General features: G+C 69.5%; 27 protein-coding genes. 14 read left to right on the top strand and 13 right to left on the bottom strand.

Annotation, left to right across the window (positions count from 1 at the left end):
* Positions 1-91 precede the first annotated feature (91 nt).
* On the top strand, positions 92-1,117 hold the full coding sequence (locus tag ACW18C_RS15055; protein WP_492071766.1) for a cation diffusion facilitator family transporter: 1,026 nt from the start codon (positions 92-94) through the stop codon (positions 1,115-1,117).
* 60 nt (positions 1,118-1,177) lie between these two features.
* A complete protein-coding gene (fzlA, locus tag ACW18C_RS15060; protein ID WP_008263197.1) occupies positions 1,178-1,864 on the top strand; it encodes an FtsZ-binding protein FzlA in 687 nt (228 codons plus the stop codon).
* 14 nt (positions 1,865-1,878) lie between these two features.
* Here the strand turns inward: fzlA and ACW18C_RS15065 are convergent, their stop codons facing one another.
* The gene (locus ACW18C_RS15065; protein WP_492071768.1) at positions 1,879-2,214 is read right to left on the bottom strand and encodes a GIY-YIG nuclease family protein; all 336 of its coding nucleotides are present in this window, start codon (positions 2,212-2,214) and stop codon (positions 1,879-1,881) included.
* Positions 2,215-2,272: 58 nt separating this feature from the next.
* Between ACW18C_RS15065 and ACW18C_RS15070 the strand changes: the two genes are divergently transcribed.
* Together ACW18C_RS15070 and queG are read left to right on the top strand one after the other, a co-directional pair.
* A complete protein-coding gene (locus tag ACW18C_RS15070) occupies positions 2,273-2,806 on the top strand; it encodes a DUF2239 family protein (protein ID WP_492071769.1) in 534 nt (177 codons plus the stop codon).
* A 219-nt stretch (positions 2,807-3,025) separates the two neighbouring features.
* Positions 3,026-4,147, top strand: coding sequence for a tRNA epoxyqueuosine(34) reductase QueG (gene queG / locus ACW18C_RS15075; protein ID WP_492071771.1), 1,122 nt, complete (start codon positions 3,026-3,028; stop codon positions 4,145-4,147).
* A 421-nt stretch (positions 4,148-4,568) separates the two neighbouring features.
* Here queG and ACW18C_RS15080 read toward each other — a convergent pair whose 3' ends face one another.
* Both ACW18C_RS15080 and ACW18C_RS15085 read right to left on the bottom strand, forming a co-directional pair.
* A complete protein-coding gene (locus tag ACW18C_RS15080; protein ID WP_492071773.1) occupies positions 4,569-5,102 on the bottom strand; it encodes an FKBP-type peptidyl-prolyl cis-trans isomerase in 534 nt (177 codons plus the stop codon).
* Complete coding sequence (locus ACW18C_RS15085; protein ID WP_492071774.1) at positions 5,083-6,285, bottom strand: threonine ammonia-lyase; 1,203 nt, start codon at positions 6,283-6,285, stop codon at positions 5,083-5,085. The genes ACW18C_RS15080 and ACW18C_RS15085 overlap by 20 nt, the downstream gene beginning before the upstream one ends.
* A gap of 214 nt (positions 6,286-6,499) precedes the next feature.
* On the opposite strand from ACW18C_RS15085, the gene ACW18C_RS15090 reads away from it, so the two are divergent.
* The 3 genes from ACW18C_RS15090 (at position 6,500) to ACW18C_RS15100 (ending at position 7,959) form a co-directional block, all read left to right on the top strand.
* Positions 6,500-7,021: a hypothetical protein gene (locus ACW18C_RS15090; protein ID WP_492071776.1), complete on the top strand. Its 522-nt coding sequence runs from the start codon at positions 6,500-6,502 to the stop codon at positions 7,019-7,021.
* 101 nt (positions 7,022-7,122) lie between these two features.
* Positions 7,123-7,635 (top strand): BA14K family protein, encoded by a 513-nt coding sequence (locus ACW18C_RS15095; protein WP_492071777.1) that lies wholly within the window; start codon positions 7,123-7,125, stop codon positions 7,633-7,635.
* A 129-nt stretch (positions 7,636-7,764) separates the two neighbouring features.
* Positions 7,765-7,959, top strand: coding sequence for a hypothetical protein (locus tag ACW18C_RS15100; protein WP_164952623.1), 195 nt, complete (start codon positions 7,765-7,767; stop codon positions 7,957-7,959).
* 17 nt (positions 7,960-7,976) lie between these two features.
* Here the strand turns inward: ACW18C_RS15100 and ACW18C_RS15105 are convergent, their stop codons facing one another.
* From ACW18C_RS15105 to ACW18C_RS15125, 5 genes are all read right to left on the bottom strand, one after another.
* Positions 7,977-8,510, bottom strand: a complete 534-nt coding sequence (locus ACW18C_RS15105; RefSeq protein ID WP_492071778.1) for a GNAT family N-acetyltransferase — start codon at positions 8,508-8,510, stop codon at positions 7,977-7,979.
* Between the two features lie 167 nt (positions 8,511-8,677).
* Entirely contained in the window at positions 8,678-8,965 is a 288-nt protein-coding gene (gene rpmA, locus ACW18C_RS15110) for a 50S ribosomal protein L27 (RefSeq protein WP_035309791.1), read from the bottom strand.
* Between the two features lie 98 nt (positions 8,966-9,063).
* Complete coding sequence (rplU, locus tag ACW18C_RS15115; RefSeq protein ID WP_292150744.1) at positions 9,064-9,618, bottom strand: 50S ribosomal protein L21; 555 nt, start codon at positions 9,616-9,618, stop codon at positions 9,064-9,066.
* 121 nt (positions 9,619-9,739) lie between these two features.
* Positions 9,740-10,273 (bottom strand): phosphoribosyltransferase, encoded by a 534-nt coding sequence (locus ACW18C_RS15120; protein WP_492071779.1) that lies wholly within the window; start codon positions 10,271-10,273, stop codon positions 9,740-9,742.
* The gene (locus tag ACW18C_RS15125; protein ID WP_008260560.1) at positions 10,266-11,288 is read right to left on the bottom strand and encodes an MJ0042-type zinc finger domain-containing protein; all 1,023 of its coding nucleotides are present in this window, start codon (positions 11,286-11,288) and stop codon (positions 10,266-10,268) included. Before ACW18C_RS15125 ends, ACW18C_RS15120 begins: the two co-directional genes overlap by 8 nt.
* A gap of 72 nt (positions 11,289-11,360) precedes the next feature.
* Between ACW18C_RS15125 and ACW18C_RS15130 the strand changes: the two genes are divergently transcribed.
* Genes ACW18C_RS15130 through ACW18C_RS15150 form a run of 5 tightly spaced genes read left to right on the top strand, consistent with a single transcriptional unit; the run spans position 11,361 to position 15,145 of the window.
* Positions 11,361-12,080 carry a cell division ATP-binding protein FtsE gene (locus ACW18C_RS15130; RefSeq protein WP_492071781.1) on the top strand — a complete coding sequence of 240 codons (720 nt, stop codon included), beginning with the start codon at positions 11,361-11,363 and terminating at the stop codon, positions 12,078-12,080.
* Complete coding sequence (locus ACW18C_RS15135; protein ID WP_008258898.1) at positions 12,077-12,973, top strand: cell division protein FtsX; 897 nt, start codon at positions 12,077-12,079, stop codon at positions 12,971-12,973. Before ACW18C_RS15130 ends, ACW18C_RS15135 begins: the two co-directional genes overlap by 4 nt.
* A gap of 2 nt (positions 12,974-12,975) precedes the next feature.
* Complete coding sequence (locus ACW18C_RS15140; protein ID WP_291753167.1) at positions 12,976-13,602, top strand: YdcF family protein; 627 nt, start codon at positions 12,976-12,978, stop codon at positions 13,600-13,602.
* The gene (locus tag ACW18C_RS15145; RefSeq protein ID WP_154726826.1) at positions 13,603-14,334 is read left to right on the top strand and encodes a lysophospholipid acyltransferase family protein; all 732 of its coding nucleotides are present in this window, start codon (positions 13,603-13,605) and stop codon (positions 14,332-14,334) included.
* A gap of 25 nt (positions 14,335-14,359) precedes the next feature.
* Complete coding sequence (locus ACW18C_RS15150; protein ID WP_492071783.1) at positions 14,360-15,145, top strand: MipA/OmpV family protein; 786 nt, start codon at positions 14,360-14,362, stop codon at positions 15,143-15,145.
* Between the two features lie 44 nt (positions 15,146-15,189).
* Here ACW18C_RS15150 and hisC read toward each other — a convergent pair whose 3' ends face one another.
* From hisC to ACW18C_RS15175, 5 genes are read right to left on the bottom strand one after another with little or no spacing between them, the layout of a single operon-like run.
* Positions 15,190-16,287, bottom strand: a complete 1,098-nt coding sequence (hisC, locus tag ACW18C_RS15155; RefSeq protein WP_492071784.1) for a histidinol-phosphate transaminase — start codon at positions 16,285-16,287, stop codon at positions 15,190-15,192.
* Between the two features lie 32 nt (positions 16,288-16,319).
* Entirely contained in the window at positions 16,320-17,006 is a 687-nt protein-coding gene (locus ACW18C_RS15160; RefSeq protein ID WP_492071785.1) for a hypothetical protein, read from the bottom strand.
* The gene (locus ACW18C_RS15165) at positions 17,006-18,058 is read right to left on the bottom strand and encodes a DUF2125 domain-containing protein (RefSeq protein ID WP_492071786.1); all 1,053 of its coding nucleotides are present in this window, start codon (positions 18,056-18,058) and stop codon (positions 17,006-17,008) included. The genes ACW18C_RS15160 and ACW18C_RS15165 overlap by 1 nt, the downstream gene beginning before the upstream one ends.
* 56 nt (positions 18,059-18,114) lie before the next feature.
* Positions 18,115-18,588 (bottom strand): Cys-tRNA(Pro) deacylase, encoded by a 474-nt coding sequence (gene ybaK, locus ACW18C_RS15170; protein ID WP_492071787.1) that lies wholly within the window; start codon positions 18,586-18,588, stop codon positions 18,115-18,117.
* Between the two features lies 1 nt (position 18,589).
* Positions 18,590-21,460, bottom strand: coding sequence for an ATP-dependent DNA helicase (locus tag ACW18C_RS15175; protein WP_492071788.1), 2,871 nt, complete (start codon positions 21,458-21,460; stop codon positions 18,590-18,592).
* A gap of 151 nt (positions 21,461-21,611) precedes the next feature.
* Here ACW18C_RS15175 and ACW18C_RS15180 point away from each other — a divergent pair, with 151 nt between their 5' ends.
* Both ACW18C_RS15180 and pdeM read left to right on the top strand, forming a co-directional pair.
* Entirely contained in the window at positions 21,612-24,014 is a 2,403-nt protein-coding gene (locus tag ACW18C_RS15180; RefSeq protein WP_492074042.1) for a ligase-associated DNA damage response DEXH box helicase, read from the top strand.
* On the top strand, positions 24,011-24,763 hold the full coding sequence (gene pdeM / locus ACW18C_RS15185; RefSeq protein ID WP_492071789.1) for a ligase-associated DNA damage response endonuclease PdeM: 753 nt from the start codon (positions 24,011-24,013) through the stop codon (positions 24,761-24,763). Before ACW18C_RS15180 ends, pdeM begins: the two co-directional genes overlap by 4 nt.
* The last annotated feature ends 20 nt before the right edge of the window (positions 24,764-24,783 follow it).

Consider the following 24,783-nt stretch of genomic DNA (forward strand, 5'->3'; position numbering starts at 1 on the left):
CTTAACGCTAACGCAGCCGCAATCCAAAGGAGGCGCTCGAATTAGGGCCTGCGGTTGGCATTCCGCCACGATTGCGCGACAAGAGGCGGGAATGACGTCGCCCGCTCCTCCTCCCGCACCCGCGCCCCTTGAAGACGCTCATCTGGCCACCCGCCGCATCACGCGACTGTCGGTCGGGGTCGCTCTGGTGCTGATCGTGCTGAAGGCCTTTGCGTTGGGCGCCTCCGGTTCGGTCTCCATCCTGGCGACGCTGACGGATTCGGTGCTGGATCTGGTCGCCTCGCTGGCGACCTTCTTCGCCGTGCGCTGGGCCGCCACACCGGCGGACGAAGATCATCGCTACGGCCACGGCAAGGGCGAGGCCCTGGCCGCCATGGTCCAGGCCGGTCTGGTCTTCGCCTCCGCCATCTTCATCGGGTGGGAGGGAATTCAGCGCATCTTCGATCCGCGTCCCGTCACCTCCGGCGGCTGGGCGACCGGGGTGGTGATCGTCTCCATCGCCATCACCGCCTGGCTGGTCTGGATGCAGACCCGGGCCCTTAAGAAGACCGGCTCCATGGCCGTCGCCGGCGATCGCGCCCACTACGCCGCCGACCTGGCCGCCAATCTGGTGGTGCTGATCGGGGTGATCTCGGGCGCCTTCCTGGGGGCGCCCGGCCTGGACGCCGCCGCCGGCCTGGTGGTCGCCGTCTGGCTGTTCTGGGGGGCGACCGGCATGTTGAAGGCCGCCGCCGACCATCTGCTGGACCGCGCCGTGCCCGAGACGGACCGCGCCGCCGTCATCCACGCCGTCCTCGCCGACCCGCGCATCTCAGGCGTCCACCAGTTGCGCACCCGCATGGCGGGCCAGGTGATGATGGTTCAGATGCACGTCGATCTGGACCCCGACCTGACGCTGGACGCCGCCCACGCCATCGTGGTGGAAGCCGAGACCCGGGTGCTCAGCCACTTTCCCGCCGCCGACATCCTGATTCACGCCGATCCGCGCGGCCGGGTCTGCCCGCCCTCTGCCGACACGCCGCCGCTCGCCGCACCCGGTGCGTCGGAATCGACAGCTGACGCCGAACCACGCACCGTCGCCCCCACGACCACCCCGCCCAAAGGCCCCTGGTCCTGATCCTGTCCTGATCGCGATCCGGTAAATGGACATTAACGGGTGTCGGCGCATCAAGCGGCGATGTCCGAGTCCACCGTCCTGTTCCATTTCGCCTTCCAGCCCGCCTCGCGCGCCGCGCGTCTGGCTCTGGGCGAGGCGCGTATCGAATGGACCGACACCCCGGTCCGTCCGTGGGAGGACGACTGTCCGGTCAACGACTTCAACCCCTCGGGCCTGCCGCCTGTCGTCCAGACCACGGATCGCGGCCGCCCCCTGACCCTGTGCGAACTCCCCGCCGTCCTGGGCTGGATTGAGGATCAGCAGAAGGCCCCCCTGCTTCTGTCCGCCGACCCCGCCGAACGGGCCGAGGCGCGCCGCCTGACCGGCTGGTTCGAGCGCCGCTTCACCGATGAAGTCGACGCCGTCCTGCTGCATGAGCGGATGGAGAAACCCCTGCTCAAACTGGGCCCGCCCGAGGCCCGCGCCCTGCGCCACGGCCGCGACGCCCTGAAATCCCACCTCGCCATGCTGGAAGACCTGGTCGCCGCCCGCGACTGGCTGGCCGGCCGCCGCCTCAGCCAGGCCGACCTGATCGCCGCCGCACACCTGTCGGTGCTCGACTATTTCGGCGAGATTCAGTGGGCCAACTGGCCGTCGCTGAAGACCTGGTACTCCAAACTCAAATCCCGTCCCTGCTTCCGCCCCCTGCTGGCGGACCGCTTCGTCGGCGTGCCGCCCTCGGCCTGGTACGCGGACCTGGATTTCTAAAAAGCTCGCCCCCTCTACAACGCCTCCGCACCCAACCGCGCGATCCACAGCTTCGCCCGGCTGACCAGTTCGTCCTTGCGACGAAGGTCCGAGATATCCTCCGGCAAGCGATCCAGCTGCTCGAAGCGGAAATCCTCGGGCGCGTGCGCCTTCCACGCCGCCTGAAGCGACCGGTACGGACTGCCGCCGTGGCGCAGCGCGAACCACAGCCCGTTCTGTTCGGTGTCGATGTGGCGGCTCTTGCCGACCCAGACCTGGCCCGTCGCGCTGCAGATGACGGCATAGACCCCGGCGATGGTCGGCCGCTCCTTGTATGCGGCGATCAGGCTCTTGCGATTTGTTTGGGTCATGGCGCTCTCTTATTTATCCGGGTATAAACATGACAGCTAATTTTATCCGGGTAAATACATGAGCGACGAAGATCGCGATCTGGTGCTGTTCGACGGCCCCAACCGCATCGCCAGAGGCTCGGACGCCGCTGTCGTGGCCGCTTTCCGCAAGGCCCTGGCGGCCTCGCCTCAAGCCGCGCTGCGCGTGTTCGATCTGGCGACCGGCCGCCCGGTCGACCTGGACCTCCGCGAACAAGAACCTGCTCCGGCTCCCAAGCGCGGCCGTCCGCGCCTGGGCGTCGCCGCACGCGAAGTCACGCTTCTACCTCGCCATTGGGACTGGCTGGCGGCCCAGCCCGGCGGAGCCTCGGCCGTCCTGCGTCGTCTGGTGGACCAGGCCCGCAAGACCGGCGCCGACGGCGACGCGCGACGCCGCCGCACCGAAGCCGCCTATGGCTTCATGGTCGAGATGGCCGGCGACGCCCCCGATTTCGAAGAGGCCAGCCGCGCCCTGTTCGCCGGCGACCGCGCCAGGCTCGCCGCCCTGATCGCGCCGTGGCCCACGGACATCCAGGGCCAGATTCTGGAGTTGCTAGACGGCGAGGCCGCATAGACTCGCCTCTCCCTCCCCCTGCGGGGGAGGGGGGGGCGCGCAGCGACCGGGTGGGGCCGGCCAGGCGCCAGCGCACCGCCCTCCCTAAAACCCGTCACCCTGGGGATTGCGCCCAGAATGACAACGAGAGAGACGCCGCCTTGCCCTTCCCACCCGGCTTCGCTCCGCTTCGCCCCCCTCCCCGAACGGGGAGGGAGAAAACTATGCTATCCCCGCCCCGTGTCCGACCGCCTGAAAACCTTCATCCGCCAGCGCGCGGCCGAGCTCGGCTTTGATGTCTGCCGCTTCGCCTCGGCGGCCGACGCCTGGCCGGCGGGCGAGCGGCTGCGGCATTTCGTGGACGAGGGCCGGCACGGCGACATGGCGTGGATGGAAACGACCCTGGACCGCCGCCAGCACCCCACCGCCATGTGGGACGAGGCGAAGACCGCCATCGTCCTGGGCATGAACTACGGCCCCGACGACAATCCGCTGGACCAGTTGGCCGACCGTTCGGCCGCCTATATCTCGGTCTATGCGCGGGGCGACGACTATCACGAGGTCATCAAGGGCCGGCTGAAACAGCTGGCGGGTCAGATCGCGGCGCGCAACGGCGCCGACATCAAGGTCTTCGTCGACACCGCCCCCCTGATGGAGAAACCCCTGGCCCAGCGCGCCGGCCTGGGCTGGCAAGGCAAACACACCAATCTGCTCAGCCGCACCCACGGCAACTGGCTGTTCCTGGGGACCATCCTGACCGCCGCCGAGATCGAACCGGACGCGGCCGAGACCGAACACTGCGGCCGTTGCACCGCCTGTCTCGACGCCTGTCCGACGAACGCCTTCCCCGCCCCGTTCCAGCTCGACGCCCGGCGCTGCCTCTCCTACCTGACCATCGAGTTCGCCGGGCCATGGCCGGTGGAGTTCCGCACCCTGACCGGCTCGCGCATCTATGGCTGCGACGACTGTTTAGCCGTCTGTCCGTGGAACAAGTTCGCCCAGGAAGCCCGCGAGATCCGGCTGGCGCCCCGCCCCGCCTTCAACAGCCCGCGCCTTCACGACCTGCTGACGCTTGACGACGCCGCCTTCCGCGCCGTGTTCACCAAGAGCCCCGTCAAGCGCATCGGCCGCGACCGGTTCCTGAGAAACGTCCTCTATGCGGTCGGCAATTCAGACGACCCGAGCCTGATCGCCCCGACCCAGGCCCTGCTGGCCGACCCCGTCCCTCTGGTGCGCGGCGCGGCCGTCTGGGCCCTGTCGCAACTCCTGCCTGGCGATGCGTTCACAGCCCTTCGCGACGCAACGACGGAACAAGACCCCATGGTTATCGAAGAGTGGAGCCGTCTCCTCCCCGCATCGTGAGGAGGAGACGGCTCCCAATGGGCGTGGTGGAGAGGCTGCCCGACGCCGCACAGACGCCGAGCGCCTACCTCCAGACAGGCGACGGAGGTTTTGGCCGGACGGCCGATTGCCAACTCGCAGTCATAGCTTGTGAGCGTGTGAGCAAGCCCTGCTCATAAGCTGCGGCGCTCTGTGAGCTTGAAAAATCGCCGTGCGGTTGGCTCGGCACGTAGTCAACGTAAACCGCTTCCAGATCGATGATCGTCACCGATGTAAACATTTGTCTCTCCTATCGTCTCACGACGTATTTCACTCGATTAGCGACACACTATGACAGCCGATTCCCCCGATTTTTCAAGACGACGTTGGAAGAAGCTTGCGGGTCCGCGCGAACCTTCGGAGAAGCGCAGCGTGGACACAGCTCCGCGACAGGGACGAGAACTCAGCCCATCGCCGTCGGCGAAGCCGAACCACCACCCGGCACAGGCGCCACGTCCAGCAGCTTCAGCCGGAAGATCAGCACGGCGTTGGCCGGAATATCCCCGCCCGCACCCGTCTCGCCGTAGCCCAGGGCCGGCGGCACGAACAGGATCCACTCGTCGCCGACGCGCATCTTCTGCAGTGCCTCGGTCCAGCCGGGCACCACGGACTCCGGCGTGAACACGGCCGGCGCCCCGCGCGCGAACGAGCTGTCGAACACCGTATTGTCGACCAGCTTGCCCTCGTAGTCGACCTTGACCAGATCGTTGCGATCCGGGCTGACGCCGCCCGCCGGTCCCGACTGAACCACCTGGTACTGCAGCCCGCTCGGCAGGGTCACGACGTCCTCCGCCTTGGCGTTCTTCTCCATGAAGGCTGCCGCCTCGGCCTTGCCCGCGTTCGGATCGACCGGTTCCGACCGGCCGCAGCCCGCCAGCATCAGAACGGCCCCCAAGAGATTGGCGACGACCGCCGCCTTACCCCATCCGAAGTTCATAGCCGCGTTCCTTCAAGGCCTCGCCGATCTCGTCGGCGTGGGCGCTATCGCGCGTTTCGACCATGATGTCGAACTCGGCGCCCTTGGCCGGCACGTCCAGCGCCAGCCGGTTGTGGACCACGTCGATGATATTGCCGCCCAGACCCCCGATCACCGCCGCCATGGCCGACAACATGCCCGGCCGGTCGTCGCCCAGGATCCGGTAAACCAGCAACCTCCGTTCACGGACCATCTCGCGGTTCAGCACCACCGCCAGCATCCGCGCATCGATATTGCCGCCGCACAGCTCCAGCCCGACCTTCATCCCCTTGAACCGCTCGGGATAGGCCAGCAGGGCCGCCAGACCGCCGGCGCCCGCCCCCTCCGACACCGTCTTCTCATAGGTGACGTAATGGGCCACCGCCCGTTCGAAGTCCGCCTCTTCGCAGACGAAGACCTCGTCCACCAACGGGTTGGCCAGAGCGAAGGGGATGTCGCCCACCGCCTTGATGGCGATCCCCTCGGCGATGGTCTGGCCGGTGCAGACCGGCGGCTTGCCCGCCCGCTTGGCGGTGAAGGACGGGTATCGCGCCGCCTCGACCCCGAACACCTGGATGTCCGGCTTCATCGCCTTGGCGGCGATGGCGCAGCCGGCGATCAGACCGCCCCCGCCGATGGGGATCAGCAGGGCCTCCAGATCCGGCGCGTCCTCCAGGAACTCGATGGCGCAGACCCCCTGGCCCGCCACGATCCCCTCGTCGTCGAAGGCCGAGACGAAGACATAGCCCTTCTCCGCCTCCAGCCGTTTGGCGGCCTCGGTCGAGCCGGTGAAGTCCAGCCCCTCGATCACCACCGTGGCCCCGTGGGACCGGGTGCCGTTGATCTTGGCGAAGGGGGTCCCCTCCGGCATCACGATGGTGACCGGCACCCCCAGCCGTCCGCCATGATAGGCCAGGGCCTGGGCGTGGTTCCCGGCGCTGGCCGCCACCACCCCGCGCTTGCGCTCTTCCGGCGTCAGCATCAGCAGCCGGTTCAACGCCCCGCGCTCCTTGAAGCTGCCGGTGAAGTGCAGATTGTCGAACTTCACCCAGACCTCGGCCCCGGTCAGCTGCGACAGCTTGCGGGAATGGCGGGTGGGGGTGCGGTCCACCTGACCGGCGATTCGGCCCTGAGCAGCCTGGATATCGGCGAAGGTGACGGTCATGATCGGATTCCACTCTGCCGCCGGGCGATCGCCCGACGAATTTTCTCGCGCTTCTTTCGCGCTTTGTCGGTTCCCGGTCCAGAGGGCGCAACCTTGACCGTGGCAGTCGCGTTGTCGCTCGTGCGATAGAGGATCGTCGCACCCCGCGACCGGTCCACGATCATTTCCGGCCCCGCCTCCCCCCAGGGCGGTCCGGATTTCCGGAGGAAGCCCCATGTCGATCCGTTCCCTGAAGCCCGCCGCCCTGGTCCTGGGTCTGGCTGCCGCCGCCCTGTCGGCCTGCGCCCCCACCACCTTCCCGACCGGCGCCCCCGTCGGCGGCCCCGCCGCCTTCAACACCGCGGACTTCGCCTGGTCGGAACGTCCGGGCCAGGCCGCTATCGAAGGCCGCGTCACCTATGCTCAGGACGGCAAGGCCTACGCCTGCGTCGCCTCGGCCGGCCTGACGCCCGACACCCCCTACACCCGCGCCCGCTTCCGCACCCTGTACGGCTCGACCGAGCGGGCCGCCGTGCCGGCCGCCGTGGTCCGCGCCCGCACCGTGCCGGACGCCAACGCCAACTACAGCGGCTTCGTCCGGGACACGCGCTGCGAAAACGGCCGTTTCCGGTTCAGCGGCCTGCCCGACGGCGGCTGGTTCCTGATCGTCCCGGTCCGGACAGGCGACGAAGCCCCCCTGGTGCTGATGCGCCGCGTTGACACCCGGGGCGGCCGCGTCGTCAATGTCGCCCTGTAACACCGGCCTGTAGCACCGGCCTGTAAGTCGTCGTTCGATACAGTAGGCGTCATCCAAGCGTTCCCATCCGCCCGGCCCCGACGGCCGTACTGGGATTGACCATGAAACTCGCTCTGATCGCCGCCGTCGCCGCGGCCCTGTCCACCGCCCCGGCTGTGGCCCAGACTTGGTACGACGCCCCGCCCCGCTATGATCATCCCCGTGACGGGGCGTATCAGGGGCGGGACGCCTATCGTCCCTATGGACGCAACCAGACCTATGGTTCCGGCGCTCGCTACGACTTCAACGGCCAGGCGGACCGGCCCGGCGACTATCGCTGCGACGCCTATTGGGACGCCTCCCGCACCGACTGCAGCGCCGCCTGGCGCGACCAGCGGCCGACCTATGCGCGGCGCTATCGCTCCGCCGACTATGGCTACAGCTATTCCAGCGGCCCCGGCGTCTATCCCGGCGCCTATGGCCGGCCGGACCTGGTCTATCCCGGCGGGGGCTCGGCCTATGGCCATGATCGAGACGCCCGCCGGGTGGATTGGTGCCGCAGCGTCTATCGCTCCTACGACCCGGCCAGCGGCTATTATCGCACCTATGACGGCCGGCTCGTCTTCTGCGGCTGACAGAGGTCGCGACGCCTCTAAAGCGTCCGCGCCTCACGAAGATGCGACCCCGGTAACGCGGATCGCCATCTTCTGACCACTCCGACCCCGGACAGATCCCTGCTCAAGAGACAGTCGGGGAGCGCCTTCTTGTCCCAGCACAACATCATCGGGTCCGAGGCCTTTACCCGAGGCCCCATGATCCTGATCCGCAAATACCGCGCGGGCGGCGCACGGCGCCGTCGTGCGCGCACGGCCACGGCCTTCGTCGCCGGGGCCGTAGCCATGCTGGTCGCGGGCCTGGTCGGCGCCGCCGCCGTCTTCGGCCCCAGCATGGCCGGCTGATTGGGGCTAGGGCTGGCTCAGGCCAGCCACACCATCATTCGCGTCTCGATCTCGGCGCGCCGCGCCTGGCTCCAGGCCCGGCGGATCTCGCCCGTGTAGAGAAAGCCGGACTTCTCCAGCACCCGGCCCGAGGCGGGATTGTCGGCGAAATGCCCGGCCACCAGGGCGCGCCGCCGCCACTTGCGGCTGGCCCAGACCAGGGCGGCGTCCAGGGCCTCGGTGGCGAACCCCCGCCCCCAGTATTCGCGTCCGATCCAGTAACCCGCCTCCGGAACCCGATCTTCGCTCTCGAACAGGCCGATGACCCCGACCGGGCCGGCCCCTTCATGTTCGATGACGAAGGTGTTGGCCCGCGCCGGATCCTGCGACGCGACCTGAAGCACGAAGTCGTCAGCGTCCTCGACCCGGAACGGATGCGGCATCCGCTTGGTCATGCGCGCGATGTCCAGATCATTGGCCAGAGCGGCGATGCGCGGCGCGTCCTGGGGCGCGGGCGCGCGCAGCACCAGACGCCGCGTCTCGACGATGGGGGAGGTTTCGATGACGCACATGACAGTCGCCTCTTCGTAAGGACCACCACCTTGGAGGGCTCGGGCGGGCTACGAGGCGGGGAAACGCAAACGGGGAGCCTGGTGATCCAGACTCCCCGCGGAATATCTTCCCTGGTCCGGATCGGCTGCTTTCAGGAGCAACGCGATCCGGAGTATTCCAGACTGCGTTACTCGGCCGCCATAGCCTGGGCGGCGTCGTCATTGGCCGCGAGGACCGACACATAGCATCGGCCGCCGGCTTTCTTGGTGAATTTCACCGCGCCGTGGGTCAGGGCGAACAGGGTGTGGTCACGGCCCATGCCGATGTTCTCACCCGGGTGGAAGGTGGTGCCGCGCTGACGCACGATGATGTTGCCGGCCAGCACGCGCTCGCCGCCGAACTTCTTCACGCCCAGGCGCTTCGACTCGGAGTCGCGACCGTTACGCGACGAACCACCGGATTTCTTGTGAGCCATCTTGCCGCTCCGTCTCTTCTTGGTGCGCTACCGGCCTTTCGGCCTACTTGAGCGCGTCCGTGATACCGTTTGGCGCGGTGAAGCGCCGGTGAAATGTCTTAGGCTTCGTCGCCGGCGGCTTCAGCCTTGGGCGCGGCCTTCTTCTTGGCCGGGGCCTTCTTGGCGGGAGCCGAGCTCTCGACCACGACGCCCTTGACCTCGGCGCCGTCCACGTCGGTCACGACCGTCTCGATCGAACCCAGCGCGGAGGTCGCGCCGCGGGTGGCCAGGTTGCGGGCCCGCAGGTTGATCTCGGCCTTGGTCGTGAGATCGACCTTGCCGTCCCACTTGGCGGTCTCGCCGGCGCCTTCGATGCCGGTGATGCGCAGGACCGATTCCATCTGGCGGTGGCCGTTGGTGCGGCGATAGCCCTGACGACGGGTCTTCTTGAAGATCTTGATCTTCTCACCCTTGCGGGTTTCGACCAGGGTCGCGCCGACGAAGGCGCCGTCGATCAGGGGAGCGCCCAGGGTCACGCCCTTGTCGCCGCCCAGCATCAGGACGCTGTCGAACTTCAGCTCCGAGCCGGCGTCGCCATCGAGCTTTTCGACGACAATCGTATCGCCCGGTTGGACCCGGTACTGCTTGCCGCCGGTCTTGATCACCGCGTACATGTTGAAGCCTCAGCGCAAACGCAAAAATGAATACGCCCTCCGGAGAGACCCCCGGGGGCGAAGAGCGGCGACATATACGGAAGGGCGTCTCAGAGTCAACGCCGAACCGGCCGCTTTATCGTCAGTCCAGCGCGCAGATGTCCGGAAGGCCACGCAATCCGCCAGCGTTGTCCAGTCCGTAGCCCACCAGGAAACGGTCCGGGGCCTCCCAGCCGACGAAGTCCGGCTCGGGGGCGCGCGGCGCGGGCCAGGGCTTGCGGGCGAAGACGCAGGTCAGGACCTCTGAGGCCCCGGCCTCGCGCGCGATCCGTCCCGCCTCGGCCAGGGACAGGCCGGTGTCGAACACATCGTCCAGGATCAGCACGCGCCGCCCGGCGATGGGCCGCTGGAACGGGGCATAGACGTCGATCTTGCCCCGGCTGGTCTTGTCGTCGCCGTAGGAGGCCAGCCACAGGGCGTCGAACCGGACATTACGGCCCAGTCGCGACAGGGCGCGGGTCAGGTCGGCGGCGAACCACAGACCGCCGGTCAGCAGGACGGCGGCGACGGTGTCGTCGTCGATGACGGGGGCGATGCGCGCGGCCAGGTCCGCCACGACGCGGGCGATGTCGGCCTCGGCCAGGAGAATGGTCGGCTTGGGGGAGGGATCAGCCATGCGAGGCGGATACCGCCTCGCCGTGCCCGTTGTCCACCACGCGAATCGGGCGGGCCTCGATCGGCGCCTGGGCGTTGCGCGCGGCGACGCCCGGCGCGACCGCCGATCTCAGGCCGTTGGAGGCGGGCGCAAGCTCAGCATGAGCGTTCGCCGGCGCATGACCGCCGCCCGTTTCGGCGGGCGCGTGATCGGGCTCGTGAGCAGGGGCAGCATGAGGAGCCGCCTGAGGCGCAGCATGATCTTCGCCGTGATCCGCCGCCGGCGCCGCTTCGGCGGGCGCGGCGTGAGCAGCGGCCGGCTTGGCGTGAGGCGCGTCGGGCGTCACGAAATTGACCCCGATGTCGGCCGCATGACCGCCAGGATCGGGGATCAGGACGGCGAAGCCCTGGACCTTGCCGGGCAGGACGGGGGCGGCGTCGATGGCGACGATCCTGAACCCGACCTCTGCGCCATGCTCGTCCAGCAGCGCGACCCGGACGGGCGGGGCCACGATCTCGGCGTCGCGCACATTGCGCAGCGCGCCGGACACCAGAACCATGCCGGGATGGTTGGGAACCTCCTTGGCCGTCATCGCCTCGAAGTCCAGGCCGACCGGGTTCACCGGCGTCCCGACTGCGGCATAGGCGGCGGCGGCGCGCGGGAAGGCCTCGACCACCTCGATCCGGAACAGGAAGGCCGAGACGATCAGGCCGACAAAGGCGCTGGCCAGGCCCGCCCAGACCACGCCATGGGTGGCGGCGCGGCGCAGGCGGCGCTGCTGTTCGGCGCGGGCGCGAAAGGCCTTGGGCAGTTCCGGCGCCGGGGTCTCGGCCAGGCTGGCGGGCTCGGGCGCAGGTTCCGGCTCGGGCGTGGAGATGACGCGCGGTTCGGGCGCGACGCTCAGTTCCAGCGGTTCGTCGCTGGTCGCGCGCCAGACTTCGCCGCACGATTTGCAGCGCACCTTGCGCCCGTTCGCGCCCACGGCGTCGTCGGGAATGAAATAGCTGGTGGCGCAGGCGGGGCAGGTCAGTATCATGTGGCTGACTGCGAGGCTGTCGCCCCCTCCTGTAAGGCGCGATTTCGCGCCCTGTCCCTGAAACAAAACTCAATGCCGTCCTCGCCACCCAGCGCCGTCGATTCCGCCCCTGTGACCGAGACCGTCCGCCTGTCGGGCGTGGGTTTCGGCTATGCGGACGCGCCCGACGTGCTGCGAGACGTTAACCTCATTCTGACGCGAGGCTCTTTCCACTTCCTTACCGGACCGTCCGGCGCCGGAAAGTCTTCGCTGCTGCGGCTTCTGACCCTGGCCGACCGACCGACCAGCGGGACCATCCGCCTGTTCGGCGCCGATGTGTCCGACATCGACCGGCGCGACATCCCGGCCTTTCGCCGCCGCATGGGGGTGGTGTTCCAGGATTTCCGCCTGCTGGACCATCTGTCCGCCTTCGACAACGCCGCCCTGCCCCTGCGGCTGGCGGGCGGGCACGAAGCCGACTACGCCGCCGATGTGGAGGAAATGCTGAAATGGGTCGGCCTGGGCCGTCGGATGGACGCCCGTCCCCCCGCCCTGTCCGGCGGCGAGAAACAGCGGCTGGCCATCGCCCGCGCCGTCATCACCCGCCCCGGCCTGATCGTCGCCGACGAACCGACCGGCAGCGTGGACGCCGTCATGGCCGAGAAACTGCTGCGCCTGTTCCAGTCGCTGAACCGGCTGGGCGCCACCGTCCTGATCGCCAGCCATGACCAGGCCCTGGCCGAGCGCTCGGGCGCCCAGGTCCTGCGGCTCGACCAGGGCCGGCTGACCGAAGCCGCCCGAGCCGCCGCATGATCCGCCTTTCCGACTTCCGGCTTTCACGGGGACGTCCAGGCCTGCTGCCCCCGGCGGCCGCCGGCGAGCCCTGGCTGATGACCGTCATCGCCGTCCTGTGCTTCCTGGCCTGTCTGGCCGCCGTCGCCGCCTCGGCCGCCGACCGCGCCGCCCACGGCTGGGCGCGTCAGCTCGGGTCCGAGGCGACGGTGCAGGTCCGCCCCCGCGTCGGCGAGACCGGCGACACCGCCGCCGCCCGCGCCGCCGAGACCCTGTCCGGCGTCGCCGGGGTCGAGGAGGCGGCGGCCCTGGATCGCAAGGCGGCCGAGGATCTGCTGCGGCCCTGGCTGGGCGACGCGGTCCTGCCCGACCTGCCCCTGCCCCATCTGGTCACGGTGCGGCTGAACCCGAACGCCCCCGCCAGCGCGGTCAGCCTCAGCCGCGCCCTGGCCGAGGCCGGGCTGGACGCCACGGTCGATGACCACAGCCTTTGGCGCGGCGAGGTCGAACGTTCGGCCGCCCTGATCACCGCCCTGGCCGGCGCCGCCTTCCTGGCCACGGCCTTCGCCGCCGCCGCCGCCATCGCCTACGCCACCCGCGCCGGCCTGGCCGCCGGGCGCGGGGTGATCGAGACCCTGAGCCTGAACGGCGCGACCGACGGCCGCATCGCCTGGCTGTTTCAGCGCCGCTTCGCCCTGATCGCAGCCGGGGCCGGGGCCATTGGGGCGGGACTGGCGGGGCTGCTCCTGGCCTTCCTGCGGTTCCTGGGCGGATCGGACGGTCTGACCCAGGCCCTGCCCGTGACCTGGGGCGACCTGCTGCTGCTCTCGCCATGTCCGCTGCTGGCGGCTACGGTGGCGCTTGTTGCGGCCAGATTCGCCGCCATGCAGGTTCTGGGTTCAGGTCGGGGGTAGGGATGAGGCTGCTCGTCGTCATCGGCATTGTCGCCCTGATCTGGCTGGTCGGCCTGTTCGCCTTCGCCCATCGGGTGCGCGAACTGACGCCCGCCGAGGATCCCGCCCCGGCCGACGCCATCGTGGCCTTGACCGGCCCCTCGGCCGAACGGGTCAACGCCGCCATCCGCCTGCTGGAGCAGGGCAAGGGTCAGCGCGTGCTGATTTCGGGCGTCAACCGCGAGGTCCGCCGCCGTGAACTGCGTGAGCTGACGCCGGGCTCTAGCCGTCTGTTCAACTGCTGCGTCGATCTGGGCTTCGAGGCCGAGGACACCGTCGGCAACGCCCAGGAAATCGCGGCCTGGGCCCGGTCCAAGGGCTATGACGACCTGATCGTCGTCACCTCCGACTATCATATGCCGCGCTCGCTGGTGGAGATCCGGGGCCAGCTGCCGGGCGTGAAACTGACCCCCTACGCTGTCTCGACCCCCTCGCTGGACAACCGCCACTGGTGGCGCGCGACGGTGACGGCGCGGCGCATGACGCTGGAATATATGAAATATCTCGCCGCCCTGGGCCGCGAGGGGATTCGCCGCCTCAGCCGCGTCGCCCCCGCGTCCGAACCCTCCGCCGAAAAGGCCCCTGCCTAAGTGAACACCCTGCGTTCCCTGCTCTTCACCGCCTGGCTCTATCTGTCGATGCCGATCGTCGCCGTCGGCCTGTCGCCCATCCTGCTTGCGCCGCACCGTTATGTGCAGGGCGTCTGCAAATTGTGGGCGAAGATCGTGCTGTTCGGCCTGCGCTGGATCGCGGGGGTCAAGGTCGAGGTGCGCGGGCTTGAGCATGCCCCGTCTGGCGCGGCCCTGATCGCGTCGAAACACCAGGGGATGCTGGACATCGTCGCCCTGCTGGCGGTCCTGCCCGACGCCTGTTTCGTTATGAAGAAGGAGCTGATGCCCCTGCCCTTCTTCGGCTGGTTCGCCTGGAAGGCCAAGATGATCGCCGTCGACCGCGCCGGCCACGCCAAGGCGCTGAAGGACATGACGCGCCAGGCGCGCGAACGCCTGTCCGAAGGCCGCCAGATCGTCATCTTCCCCGAGGGCACGCGCAATGATCCCGGCGTGCCCGGCGACTACAAGCCCGGCGTCGCGGCCATCTATCGCGATCTGGAAGGCCCCTGCTGGCCGGTCGCCACCAACTCCGGCGTCCACTGGCCGGCCCATGGATTCCGCCGCTATCCGGGCAAGGTGGTGTTCGAATTCCTGGAGCCGATCCCCGCCGGCCTGAAGCGCGGGGCGATGATGGCGTTGCTGGAAAGTCGCATAGAGACGGCATCTGCGGCCCTGCTGGAGCCAAAGGCCCAGCTCGAACGTATGGACTGACCTATTCCGTACGAGAAAGCTCCAAATGTCCTTGCGCACCCTGGCCCTGACAGCCGCCGCCGCAACCGCCTTCGCCGGCTCAGCCCTTGCCCAGTCCCAGCCCTATGAGCAGATGCGCCCCGCGCCCGACGGCTGGACCGTCGATCTCGGCGTCGGCGCCCTCTACAGCAAGGACAGCGGCGGCGACACGGGCTCCGAGACCCGGGTCGTGCCCTGGGTCTCCGCCAATTACCGCGACGTCGTCTATCTGAGCGCCATCGACGGTCTGGGCTGGAACGCGATCAAGACCGACGACTTCCGCGCCGGCCTGCAACTGCGTCCGCGCTTCTCGCCCGAAGACATCGAGGGTCTGGACCTGGATCGTCCCGACTTCGGCGCCGACGTGGCCGCCTACGCCTTCAAACGCCTGCCCGGCAATATCGTGGTCGGCGGCCGGGTCAGCCGCGACGTGTCGGACGTCAGCGAGGGTACGGAATACTACGCCTCGGTCGGCCACCAGCGCGTGACGCCGATCGGCCTGATGAATGTCTCGGTCTATGCGCGCGGCGGCGACGCCAAGCTGGCCGACGCCTATTACGGCGTCAGCGCCGCCGAGGCCGCCCGCAACGGCATCGACGCCTATTCGCCGGGCAGCGGCCTGCAAGGCGCCGGCGCCAGCCTGTTCCTGCTGGTCCCGATCAACGACAAATGGGGCGCCGGCGCCCTGGTCAACTATGAACGACGCCTGGGCGACGTGGCCGACAGCCCCCTGTCCCAGGAAGACGACACCCTCCGCACGGGCGTCTTCTTCGCCCGCCGCTTCGGCGGCTGAGGAACAGACGGCGACCGCCCCGGCGGTCGCCGCGCTCTCGCGGATCAGGTCGCCGCGAACTCGCTCAAGGCATCGATCACGGCGCGGTTCTGGTCTTCCGTGCCGATGGTGATGCGCAGGGCCTGGGGCAGACCATAGCCGCCGACCGGCCGCACGATGATGCCCCGTGTGTTCAGATACTCATTGGCGGCGGCGGCCCGTTCAGCCCCGTCGAACACGACCAGCACGAAGTTTCCGGCGCTGGGCAGGACCTCGAGGCCGAAGCCGCGCAGGGCCTGGGTCAGGCGCGGCTTCCAGTTCGACACCAGCTCACGCGAGGCCGTCTGGTGCGCCTCGTCGAACAGGGCGGCGGTCGCCGCCTCCAGCCCCGGCACGGAGACGTTGAACGGAAGGCGGATGCGGTCGATGGCTTCGGCCACCTTCAGCGGCGCATAGCCGAAGCCGATGCGCAAACCGCCGAGGCCGTGGATCTTGGAGAAGGTGCGGGTCACGACGATGTTTTCGGCCGCCTTGGCCAGCGGGAAGGCGGTTTCCCAATCGGCCTCGGTCACATATTCCGCATAGGCTTCGTCGACCACCAGGATGACATGGGCCGGAAGCGCGGCGTGCAGACGGCGGATCTCCTCGCCGGTGTTGTAGCTGCCGGTCGGGTTCGACGGGTTGGAGACATAGACGATCTTGGTCCGATCATCGACCTGGGCCAGCAGGGCGTCGACCTCGGCCTTGAAGTTCGGCTCGGGAGCCAGCTTGACCTGGGCCTCGCAGCCCAGGGCGCTGATCCGATAGGCCAAAAAGCCGTACTGGCCGCAGACGATATTGTCGCCCGCCGTCAGATAGGTCTGGTTCAGCAAGGCGAAGACCTCGTCCGAGCCGTTGCCGAAGATCAGCCGCTCGGGCTCCAGCCCGTGCTTCTCCGCCACGGCGTCGCGCAGCTTGGTCGCCCGACCGTCCGGGTAGATGTGGATCGACTTGATCGCGGCCTCATAGGCGGCGCGCGCCTTTTCCCCGGCCCCCAGCATGTTCTCATTGGAAGACAGCTTCATCGGCTCGGCGACGCCGGCGATGGACGACTTGCCGCCGACATAGGGGGCGATGTCGAGGATGCCTGGCTTTGCCTGGGGTCCTTGGGGCGCGTCGGTCATGGGAAGCCTTGAACTCGGAAGATGAGGGGAAGTCAGAAGACGGGCGCGGCGCCGATGACGCCGGTCAGGCGGCCGGGGGCCGCGCTCAGCCGTCCGTCCTCGGCCTGCACATAGCCTGCCAATAGGAACAGCTTCAAGCCGCCCGCCGCCGCCAGGGGTTCGGCGGCCAGTCCGGCCTCGCCCAGGGCCTCGACGATCCTGGCGTCGGACAAGCCGCTGTCAGTGACCCAGAAGCTGCGGTCGTCGCCCGTCGGGCCCGAGACGGCCTTTGACACAAGGACCGCCTGGGGCCGGGCGCCACGGTCGTCCGGCAGGGCGGCGACGATCCTCAGGTCCGGCCGGGCCAGCAAGCGCCCCCACCATGGCCGATCGGACGACAGGTCGATCAGGGCGCGCCCGCCGCCCTCGACCGCCTTCAGCGCCGCGTCGGCCGACAGGGGCCGGACGCCCAGGCCGTAGCGGTCAGCCGCCAGGATCTGGGCCATGCCGCCGCTCGCCGTCAGCGCCGGCCCGGCCGCCGCCTCGATCCGTCCCCAGACCGCCTTGAGCGCGGCGGCTTCGGCCGGACCGGCGTCCGCCAGCAGGCCGCGCAGGACGATGACCGAGGCGTCGAACCGGTCCGCCATCCCGGCGGCGACACGGGCGCGCACCGCCGCCGCCACCGCCTGGTCCAACCCCAGCAGGTCCTCGTCCGGCGAAGCCGCTTCCAGCAGCCCCATCAGAACAGCTTGGGCGCCGGGGCCAGGGGGAAGGGTCCCAGCCAGGTCCGACCGTCGCGGAACACCAGGGTCAGGGCCACATCCTCACGCCCCGCCGCATCCGCCGCCCCCGCAGCAGCGGCGGCTCCAGCCGCCCCGACCCGGTTCACCGCCCCCTGGCGCGACTCCAACAGGCCCGACAGGGCCGGCAAGGGCTTTTGCGATTGCAGGGCCACCTGGCCGACCAGGCGCCCGTCCGCATCGGCCCGCAGCACATCGCTGCTTAGAGTGGCGCGACTGTCGCCGGCCTGCAGATCGCCGCGCAGATTGCGGAAGGTCCCGCCGCCCTGGGTCCATTGGGAAAACACCCCGGCCGCATCCCCGACCTTCAGCAGGTCGGCCCGGCCGACGGTGGCCTCCAGCTGGGTGGTCAGTTGGCCGTCCTGGGCGAAGCCCTCGACCGGTCCGTCGCGGCGTCCCTGGCCGTCTACCAGCCGGAACATCACGTCGATGGCGTCGCTCGGGGCGGTCGCGCCTTCCAGATGGGGCCGCGAATAGAATTCGATCCGTGCGGCCCGGGCGATGGGGAAGGGCTCGCCGTCGGGATGGACGGTGAAGATCGGATTGACCAGTTCCAGAGCCAGATTGGGCCAGCGCTGGTCGATGCCGCTGGCGCTCATGCGGATGGCGTCGCCGTTGATGGCGACCTTGCCCTTGCCGGCCCGGGTCAGGATCAGCCCCTCGGGTGCGACCACGACCCATTTGGTCGGCTGATAGGCGTTGGCCTCGGCGTTCAGCTCCGGCGCGGATATGGCGTGACCGGACGGGGCGGCGATGGTCACATGGGTCAGTTTCACATTGGCGCGGAAGGGCCAGCCGACGATCCGCTTGTCGGCGTAGCGCACGTCCCAGCCCTGTTGGCGCAGGGCGGCCGACTGAGCCTCCAGGCCGGCGTCGATCTGGCGCGTCAGATAGAACCACCAGCCGGTCCAGGCGGCCAGGGCGATCAGCACGATGATGAAGGGGGCGTAGAGGCCCGCACGGCTGGGTCGCTGGGTCGGTGCGTCGGTCATTCAAACTCCGGGGTCGAGACGGCTATAGCCCAAGGAAGGACGACCGCCCAAGGCGTTCAGGCCGTGATGTCGACCAGCCTGGCCCCCGCCGCCCGGGCCGCCGCTTCGGGCGCGACCCCCAGCAACAGCCCGCGCCGCCCCCCGTTGATCAGGATCTGATCAAACAGAACGGCCGTCTCGTCCATCACCGTCGGTACGGTCTTGCGCTGCCTAAAGGGGCTGACGCCGCCGACCTTGTAGCCGGTCAACCGTTCCGCATCGGCGGGCTTCATCATCTGCGCCGACTTGCCGCCGATGGCCGCCGCCAGCTTCTTCATGCTGACCTCGCAGTCGGACGGCGCGATGACGCAGGCCGGCGCGCCGTCGACCAGGGTCATCAGGGTCTTGAACACCTGTTCCGGGGCTTTTCCCACAGCCTGGGCCGCCTGCAGCCCCACGCGCGGCGCCTCGGGATCATAGTCATAGGCGAACAGTTCGAAGGCGACCCCGGCCTTGGTCAGGGCGACGGTCGCAGGCGTGGTCTTCGACATTTCAGGTCATCTCGGAGTTCAGGAAACCGCGGGTCAGCGCCACGGCGTCAGCCAGCCCCATGCGCTGGACCTCCGTGCCCGGCGGCAGGCTGGCGAACAGGCGGGTGGGGGTGGCCGCGTCCAGCATCACGAAGACCCCCTTGTCGTCGCCGCGCCGGATCAGCCGCCCGAAGGCCTGGGCGATCCGGGCGCGGGCCAGGGCGTCGTCATAGCCTCTCCCTTGCGAGAACTGGCCGCCCAGCCGTTCGCGCCGCGCCTTGTGCAGCAGATCCGGGCGGGGCCAGGGCACGCGGTCGAAGGCCAGAACCCGCAGCGACCGACCTGGCACATCCACCCCGTCGCGCACGGCGTCCGTGCCCAGCAGGCACGAGTTCTCCTCGACCCGGAACATGTCGACCAGGGCCCCGACCTCCAGCGGATCGACGTGCTGGGCGTACAGGGGCACGCCGGCCTTCGCCAGGTCCGGGCCGAGCCGTTCATAGACCGCCTTCAACCGGCGGATGGCGGTGAACAGGCCCAGCCCTCCGCCCCCGGCGGCCAGGAAAAGTTCGCGCATCGCCGCCGCCGTCTGGCGCGGATCGTCCTTGATCAGGTCGTTGACGACGATGACCCGGCTGTTGGACGCATAGTCGAAGGGGCTCTCGACCTTCAGGGTGCGCGGCGGCTCGATCAGCCGGGCCGAGCCGGTGCGCAGACGCGCGAGGTCGAACGGGTCTTCCTGCAAGGGATCGGACAGGGTGGCCGAGGTCACCAGCACCCCGTGCGCCGGCACGATCACGGCGGCTTCCAGCGGCACGGTCGGGTCGATCCAGTGACGGCGCAGGGCCACGTCATGGATGCGCCCGAAGGCGGTCTCGGCCGACAGCCAGTCGACGAAGTCCGGATCAGGCTGATCCCCGCCGTCCTCCAGCGCCGCCAGCATCGAACGCCAGCCGGGCAAGGTCATCCGCGCGCGCCGGTCCAGCCCCCGCAACGCCCCCTCGATCCTCGACCGCTGCGACCCGTCCAGCTCGGCCGCCTCATCGTCGAGAATGTCCTCCAGATGACGCGACAGGGCCAGCAGGGGCGCCTCTATGGCCGCCAGAGCCTGAGCCGCCGCGCGGGCGGTCTCGGCCACGGGGTCGGTCACCGGCTTCAACGCGCACTCCATGCCGAACTCGGGACCGCCATAAGTGTTGGTCTCGGCTGTGCGGGCGCGCAGTTGATCCAGGGCCGCCGCCAGGAAGGCCTCGATAGGACCGATAGGGTTCACCTCGCCCGAAGCCGGAGCGACCCGACCCGACACACCCTCGCCCGGCAGCGCCGCCGAAGCTCGGATGGCGTCCTGCAAGGCTTTCAGCGCCGCATCATTGTCCCCGACCATGTCGCCCAGCCGCTGCTCCAGACCGCGACCGCGCCGGCCTCGCCCTTCCGGACCGCGGATCCAGCGACGCAGCTCGGCCGCTTCCTGTCCCGACAGACAGGCGGAAAAGGCGCTGTCGGCGGCGTCGAACAGATGGTGGCCTTCGTCGAAGACGATGCGTTTCAGGGCGGCCGTCTCGCCGTCCTGCTTCTGGCCCCGGGCCGAGCGCGCGCCGTCGAACGCCGCCTGGGTCAGGACCAGGGCGTGGTTGGCGATGACGAGGTCCGCGCGGCGGCTGGCGCGAATGGTCTTTTCGACGAAACAGCTGCGATAGTGGGGGCAGGCGGCGTGGACGCATTCGCCGCGCCGGTCCACCAGATTGGCCGCCCCCGCCGCATGGGCGGCGGGCATGGCGAACAGGCCCGGCAGCCAGCCGGGAAAGTCGCCGCCCGTCATGTCCCCGTCGCGCGTATGCACGGCCCAGCGTCCCGCCAGCGCCAGGCCGACCAGGTCGCCGTTCCCCAGCTGGGCCGCCTGGACCATGTCCTGCAGGTTCAGGACGCACAGATAGTTCTCGCGCCCCTTGCGGATCACCGCCTTCTTCTTGCGCTCTTCCGGGTCGGGCCACAGGGCATGGCTCTCGCGGTCGATCTGGCGTTGCAGGGCGCGGGTGTAGGTCGAGATCCAAGCCGCTCCCTGGTTCCGTTCGGCCCACAGGGAGGCGGGCGCCAGATAGCCCAGGGTCTTGCCCGTGCCCGTGCCCGCCTCGGCCAGCAGCATGCGGGGGCGGCCCTCCTCGTTGCGCGGCGAAAAGGCGAAGGCGGCCTCGGCGGCGTAGTCCGACTGGGTCGGCCGCGTCTCGTCCAGACCCGAGGCCTGAAGCAGTTTCGCCAGCCGAATCCGCGCGCTCTCGCTATCGACCGGGGCCGACCCCGCCTCGCCGCGCGCGGCCTCGTCCTCCCACTCCGTCAGACGGGTCCAGACGTCCAGGCCGGACCCGCGATGCTGGCGCGCGCGCACCCCGCCCGCCTCCAGCGCCTGAACCACGCGCTCGCCCCAGGCCCAGCCCGCGCGCTGCAGGGTCAGGGCCAGGACATAGGCGGCTTCGCGTTCCGGATAGGCGGGGGCCGCCAGTTCACGCAACAGCACGGCCGCCGCCTCGCGCAACACCGCCGCCTGCGCCTCGGGCGACTTCGGCTCCGCCAGACCCAGCGACAGGGCCAGCCCCGTCGGCGAAGGGGCGCAGAATCGCGCCGGCCGGACGAAGGCGTAAAGCTCCAGCACATCCATCAACTCGCTCGACCGCGGCGGCGGCGTCAGCCCCAGCCGTCGCGCGGTCAGCGACGCATGGGCCACCAGCACGGCCCCGCCGGTGAACAACCCTTCGGCCGCCCCCCGCCCGATCTTGCGCGCCCCCGCCTCGTCGCAGACCGCCCCCGCCCCCGGCGGGGTGGCGAGCGCCGGCGGCAGGTCGAGCCAGGGTTCGGCGCCGGTCAGGCGGGATTCAGCGATGACGGATTCGTCGGACACAGCCGATAGATAGCGACGTCGGGGCTGAAACGGAACGGGAACATGCTATATACCGTTCGTGACGACCGCCGCCGTTCCCGCAACGCTTCCGCCGCTGTTCGCCGACTGGTTCGCCGGGCGCGGCTGGTCGCCCCGGCGTCATCAGCTGGAAATGGTCGCAGCAGGTCAGTCCGGCCGACACGCCCTGCTGGTCGCGCCGACCGGCGGGGGCAAGACCTTGGCCGGCTTCCTGCCCAGCCTGATCGAGCTCGCCGAACGGGGGCCAAGGCCGCAGCACGGGCCGGGGTCCAGCGTCCACACCCTTTATCTGTCGCCGCTGAAGGCCCTGACCACCGACGTCGAGCGCAATCTGACGACCCCGATCCGCGAGATCGGACTGAACATCCACGTCGAGACCCGCACCGGCGACACCAAACAGTCCAAACGCCAGCGTCAACGCGACTTCCCGCCCGACATCCTGCTGACCACGCCCGAGCAGCTGGCCCTGTTCTGCGCCTGGGAGGGCGCCCGGTCCTATTTCGCCGACCTGAAATGCGTCGTTCTGGACGAGGTCCACGCCATCTGGAGCGGCAAGCGCGGCGATCTGCTGTCGCTGGGACTGGGGCGGTTACAGCAGTTCTCGCCGGGCATGCGGCGGGTCGGCCTGAGCGCGACGATCGAAGATCCGGATCTGATCCGGGGGTGGCTCAGCCCCTCCCCCGCCGTGCAGGATGTGGCCCTGGTTCGTGGCGACCCCGGCGCACCCGCCTTCATCGACGTGCTGATCTCCGAGGGCAAGGTCCCCTGGGCCGGCCATACCGGCCAGCACGCCATCCCTGAGGTCTACGCCGCCATCCAGCGTGCGGGCCTGGCCCTGATCTTCGTCAACACCCGCTGGCAGTCCGAATTCGTCTTTCAGCAGCTGTGGGCGATCAACGACGACAATCTGCCCATCGGCCTGCACCACGGCTCGCTCGCGGCGGAGCAAAGGCGCAAGGTCGAAGCCGCAATGGCGCGCGGCGATCTCAGGGCCGTCGTCTGCACCTCGACCCTGGACCTCGGCATCGACTGGGGCGATGTAGACCTGGTCATCCAGATGGCGGCGCCCAAGGGCTCCAGCCGGCTGGTCCAGCGGATCGGTCGCGCCAACCACCGGCTGGACGAGCCCTCGCGCGCCCTTCTGGTGCCGGCCAGCCGGTTCGAGATGCTGGAATGTCAGGCGGCGCGCGAGGCGGTGGCCGACAACGCCTTCGACTGGGAGCCGATCCATATCGGCACCCTGGATGCGCTGGCCCAGCACGTCATGGGCGTCGCCTGTTCCGAGGCCTTCGACATCCAGGCCCTGTATGACGAGATCACCGGCTGCGGCCCCTATCGCGACCTGGCGTGGGAGCAGTTCGAGGAGGTGGTCGATTTCGTCGCCACCGGCGGATACGCGCTGCGCACCTATGATCGGTTCGCCCGTATCGTCCGCACCCCGGACGGCCGCTGGAAGGCCCGCACCAAGGATATCGCCCAGCGCCACCGGATGAATGTCGGCGCCATCGTCTCGGCGGGAACCCTGAACGTGCGGGTGGCCGGCCGTCGCGGCGGCGCCTCGCGCCAGTTGGTCGCGGGCCGCAAGGTGGGCGAGGCCGAGGAATGGTATTTCGAACAGCTGACGCCCGGCGACACCTTCCTGTTCGCGGGCCAGGTCTGGGCCTTCCAGGGCATCGTCGGAACCGACGCCCTGGTCAGCCACGCCAATGACAAGGAGCCCAAGATCCCCTCCTGGGGCGGATCCAAGTTTCCCCTGTCCACCTCCCTGGCCGACCGGGTGCGGACCATGGTGCAGGACCCGGATCACTGGCGTGTCCTGCCGCCCGACGTGCAGGAATGGCTGGCGCTTCAAGCCGAACGCTCGGCCATTCCCGACGCCGAATCCATGCTGGTCGAGACCTTCCCACGCGGCAGCCGCCATTTCCTGGTCGCCTATCCGTTCGAGGGCAATCTGGCCCACACCACCCTGTGCATGTTGCTGACCCGGCGGCTGGACCGGCTGGGCGTCGGGCCGCTGGGCTTCGTCGTCACCGACTATTCGCTGGCCATCTGGTCGATCAAGCCGATGGACCGGATCGACCTGGACGCCCTGTTCCAGTCCGACATGCTGGGCGACGACCTGGAGGCCTGGCTGGAGGAAAGCTTCATGATGAAGCGGTCCTTCCGCAATTGCGCCCTGATCTCGGGCCTGATCGAGCGCCGCCAGCCGGGCGCCGAGAAGACCGGGCGTCAGGTCACCTTCTCCACCGACCTGATCTACGACGTGCTGCGCCGCCACCAGCCCGACCATCTGCTGCTCAAGACCGCCCGCGCCGACGCCGCCTCCGGCCTGCTGGACGTGGCGCGGCTGGGCCAGATGTTGGTGCGGATCGAGGGCCGGATCCGGCATCAGGCCCTGACCCGTCCCTCGCCCTTCTGCGTGCCGGTTCTGGTCCAGATCGGGCGCGAGCGGGTGGGCGGCGACGCGGCCGAAATGATCCTGGATGAGAGCGCCGAACATCTGATCGCCGAAGTCATGGACGAGGACGCGCCATGAACGCCGCCCTGCGCCAGACCCTGTCCCCCGCGCGCAAGCCCTGCGGTTCGTTGCGCGTTCAGATCGCGGGCGAGACCTGCGTGCTGCGCTGTTCGGGCGCTCTGTGGCTCCCGGCTCATCGCGCCCTGATCGCCGCTGACCTGCATCTGGAGAAGGGTTCGGCCTTCGCCGCGCGCGGCCAGATGCTGCCGCCCTACGACAGCCGCGCCACCCTGGACCGGCTGGAGACCGAGATCGCCGACCTCGACCCCGGCCTTGTCGTGTTGTTGGGCGACAGCTTCCATGACGCCCGGGCCATCGGACGGATGGCGGATGAGGACCGGGCGCGGCTGGACCGGTTGGCGGGCGGCCGAAACTGGCTGTGGCTGGAAGGCAATCACGACCACAAGGCCCTGGCCGACGACGCCCGGACCGAGGCGTCCCTGCCCGGCCGGGTCGTGGGCGGCATGGCCCTGGGCGCCCTGCGCCTGACCCACGAGCCCGAGCCCCGAACGCCGGGGGACGACCGCCAGGGCGAGGTCGCCGGCCACCTGCACCCCGCCGCCCGCGTCGTCGCCTACGGCCGCGGCGTGCGTCGTCCCTGTTTCGTCACCGACGGATCGCGCCTGATCCTGCCCGCTTTCGGCGCCTTCACCGGCGGGCTGAACGTGCGCGACCCCGTCATCGCCGGCCTGTTTGCCACAGAGCCCCTGACGGCCGTCCTGGGCCGCGACAAGGTTCACGCCATCGCCTGGGATCGCCTGCCCTGATCTCTTCCGCCCAGCGCAGA

The organism is Brevundimonas sp. FV1ye7S (assembly GCF_058680995.1).

What these genes read in the sequence shown, in the direction of transcription:
- ACW18C_RS15055 (WP_492071766.1), top strand. Translation starts at nt 92, where the DNA reads ATGACGTCGCCCGCTCCTCCTCCCGCACCCGCGCCCCTTGAAGACGCT.
- fzlA (WP_008263197.1), top strand. Translation starts at nt 1,178, where the DNA reads ATGTCCGAGTCCACCGTCCTGTTCCATTTCGCCTTCCAGCCCGCCTCG.
- ACW18C_RS15065 (WP_492071768.1), bottom strand. Translation starts at nt 2,214, where the DNA reads ATGACCCAAACAAATCGCAAGAGCCTGATCGCCGCATACAAGGAGCGG.
- ACW18C_RS15070 (WP_492071769.1), top strand. Translation starts at nt 2,273, where the DNA reads ATGAGCGACGAAGATCGCGATCTGGTGCTGTTCGACGGCCCCAACCGC.
- ACW18C_RS15080 (WP_492071773.1), bottom strand. Translation starts at nt 5,102, where the DNA reads ATGAACTTCGGATGGGGTAAGGCGGCGGTCGTCGCCAATCTCTTGGGG.
- ACW18C_RS15085 (WP_492071774.1), bottom strand. Translation starts at nt 6,285, where the DNA reads ATGACCGTCACCTTCGCCGATATCCAGGCTGCTCAGGGCCGAATCGCC.
- ACW18C_RS15090 (WP_492071776.1), top strand. Translation starts at nt 6,500, where the DNA reads ATGTCGATCCGTTCCCTGAAGCCCGCCGCCCTGGTCCTGGGTCTGGCT.
- ACW18C_RS15095 (WP_492071777.1), top strand. Translation starts at nt 7,123, where the DNA reads ATGAAACTCGCTCTGATCGCCGCCGTCGCCGCGGCCCTGTCCACCGCC.
- ACW18C_RS15105 (WP_492071778.1), bottom strand. Translation starts at nt 8,510, where the DNA reads ATGTGCGTCATCGAAACCTCCCCCATCGTCGAGACGCGGCGTCTGGTG.
- rpmA (WP_035309791.1), bottom strand. Translation starts at nt 8,965, where the DNA reads ATGGCTCACAAGAAATCCGGTGGTTCGTCGCGTAACGGTCGCGACTCC.
- rplU (WP_292150744.1), bottom strand. Translation starts at nt 9,618, where the DNA reads ATGTACGCGGTGATCAAGACCGGCGGCAAGCAGTACCGGGTCCAACCG.
- ACW18C_RS15120 (WP_492071779.1), bottom strand. Translation starts at nt 10,273, where the DNA reads ATGGCTGATCCCTCCCCCAAGCCGACCATTCTCCTGGCCGAGGCCGAC.
- ACW18C_RS15125 (WP_008260560.1), bottom strand. Translation starts at nt 11,288, where the DNA reads ATGATACTGACCTGCCCCGCCTGCGCCACCAGCTATTTCATTCCCGAC.
- ACW18C_RS15130 (WP_492071781.1), top strand. Translation starts at nt 11,361, where the DNA reads ATGCCGTCCTCGCCACCCAGCGCCGTCGATTCCGCCCCTGTGACCGAG.
- ACW18C_RS15135 (WP_008258898.1), top strand. Translation starts at nt 12,077, where the DNA reads ATGATCCGCCTTTCCGACTTCCGGCTTTCACGGGGACGTCCAGGCCTG.
- ACW18C_RS15140 (WP_291753167.1), top strand. Translation starts at nt 12,976, where the DNA reads ATGAGGCTGCTCGTCGTCATCGGCATTGTCGCCCTGATCTGGCTGGTC.
- ACW18C_RS15150 (WP_492071783.1), top strand. Translation starts at nt 14,360, where the DNA reads ATGTCCTTGCGCACCCTGGCCCTGACAGCCGCCGCCGCAACCGCCTTC.
- hisC (WP_492071784.1), bottom strand. Translation starts at nt 16,287, where the DNA reads ATGACCGACGCGCCCCAAGGACCCCAGGCAAAGCCAGGCATCCTCGAC.
- ACW18C_RS15160 (WP_492071785.1), bottom strand. Translation starts at nt 17,006, where the DNA reads ATGGGGCTGCTGGAAGCGGCTTCGCCGGACGAGGACCTGCTGGGGTTG.
- ACW18C_RS15165 (WP_492071786.1), bottom strand. Translation starts at nt 18,058, where the DNA reads ATGACCGACGCACCGACCCAGCGACCCAGCCGTGCGGGCCTCTACGCC.
- ybaK (WP_492071787.1), bottom strand. Translation starts at nt 18,588, where the DNA reads ATGTCGAAGACCACGCCTGCGACCGTCGCCCTGACCAAGGCCGGGGTC.
- ACW18C_RS15180 (WP_492074042.1), top strand. Translation starts at nt 21,612, where the DNA reads ATGGTCGCAGCAGGTCAGTCCGGCCGACACGCCCTGCTGGTCGCGCCG.
- pdeM (WP_492071789.1), top strand. Translation starts at nt 24,011, where the DNA reads ATGAACGCCGCCCTGCGCCAGACCCTGTCCCCCGCGCGCAAGCCCTGC.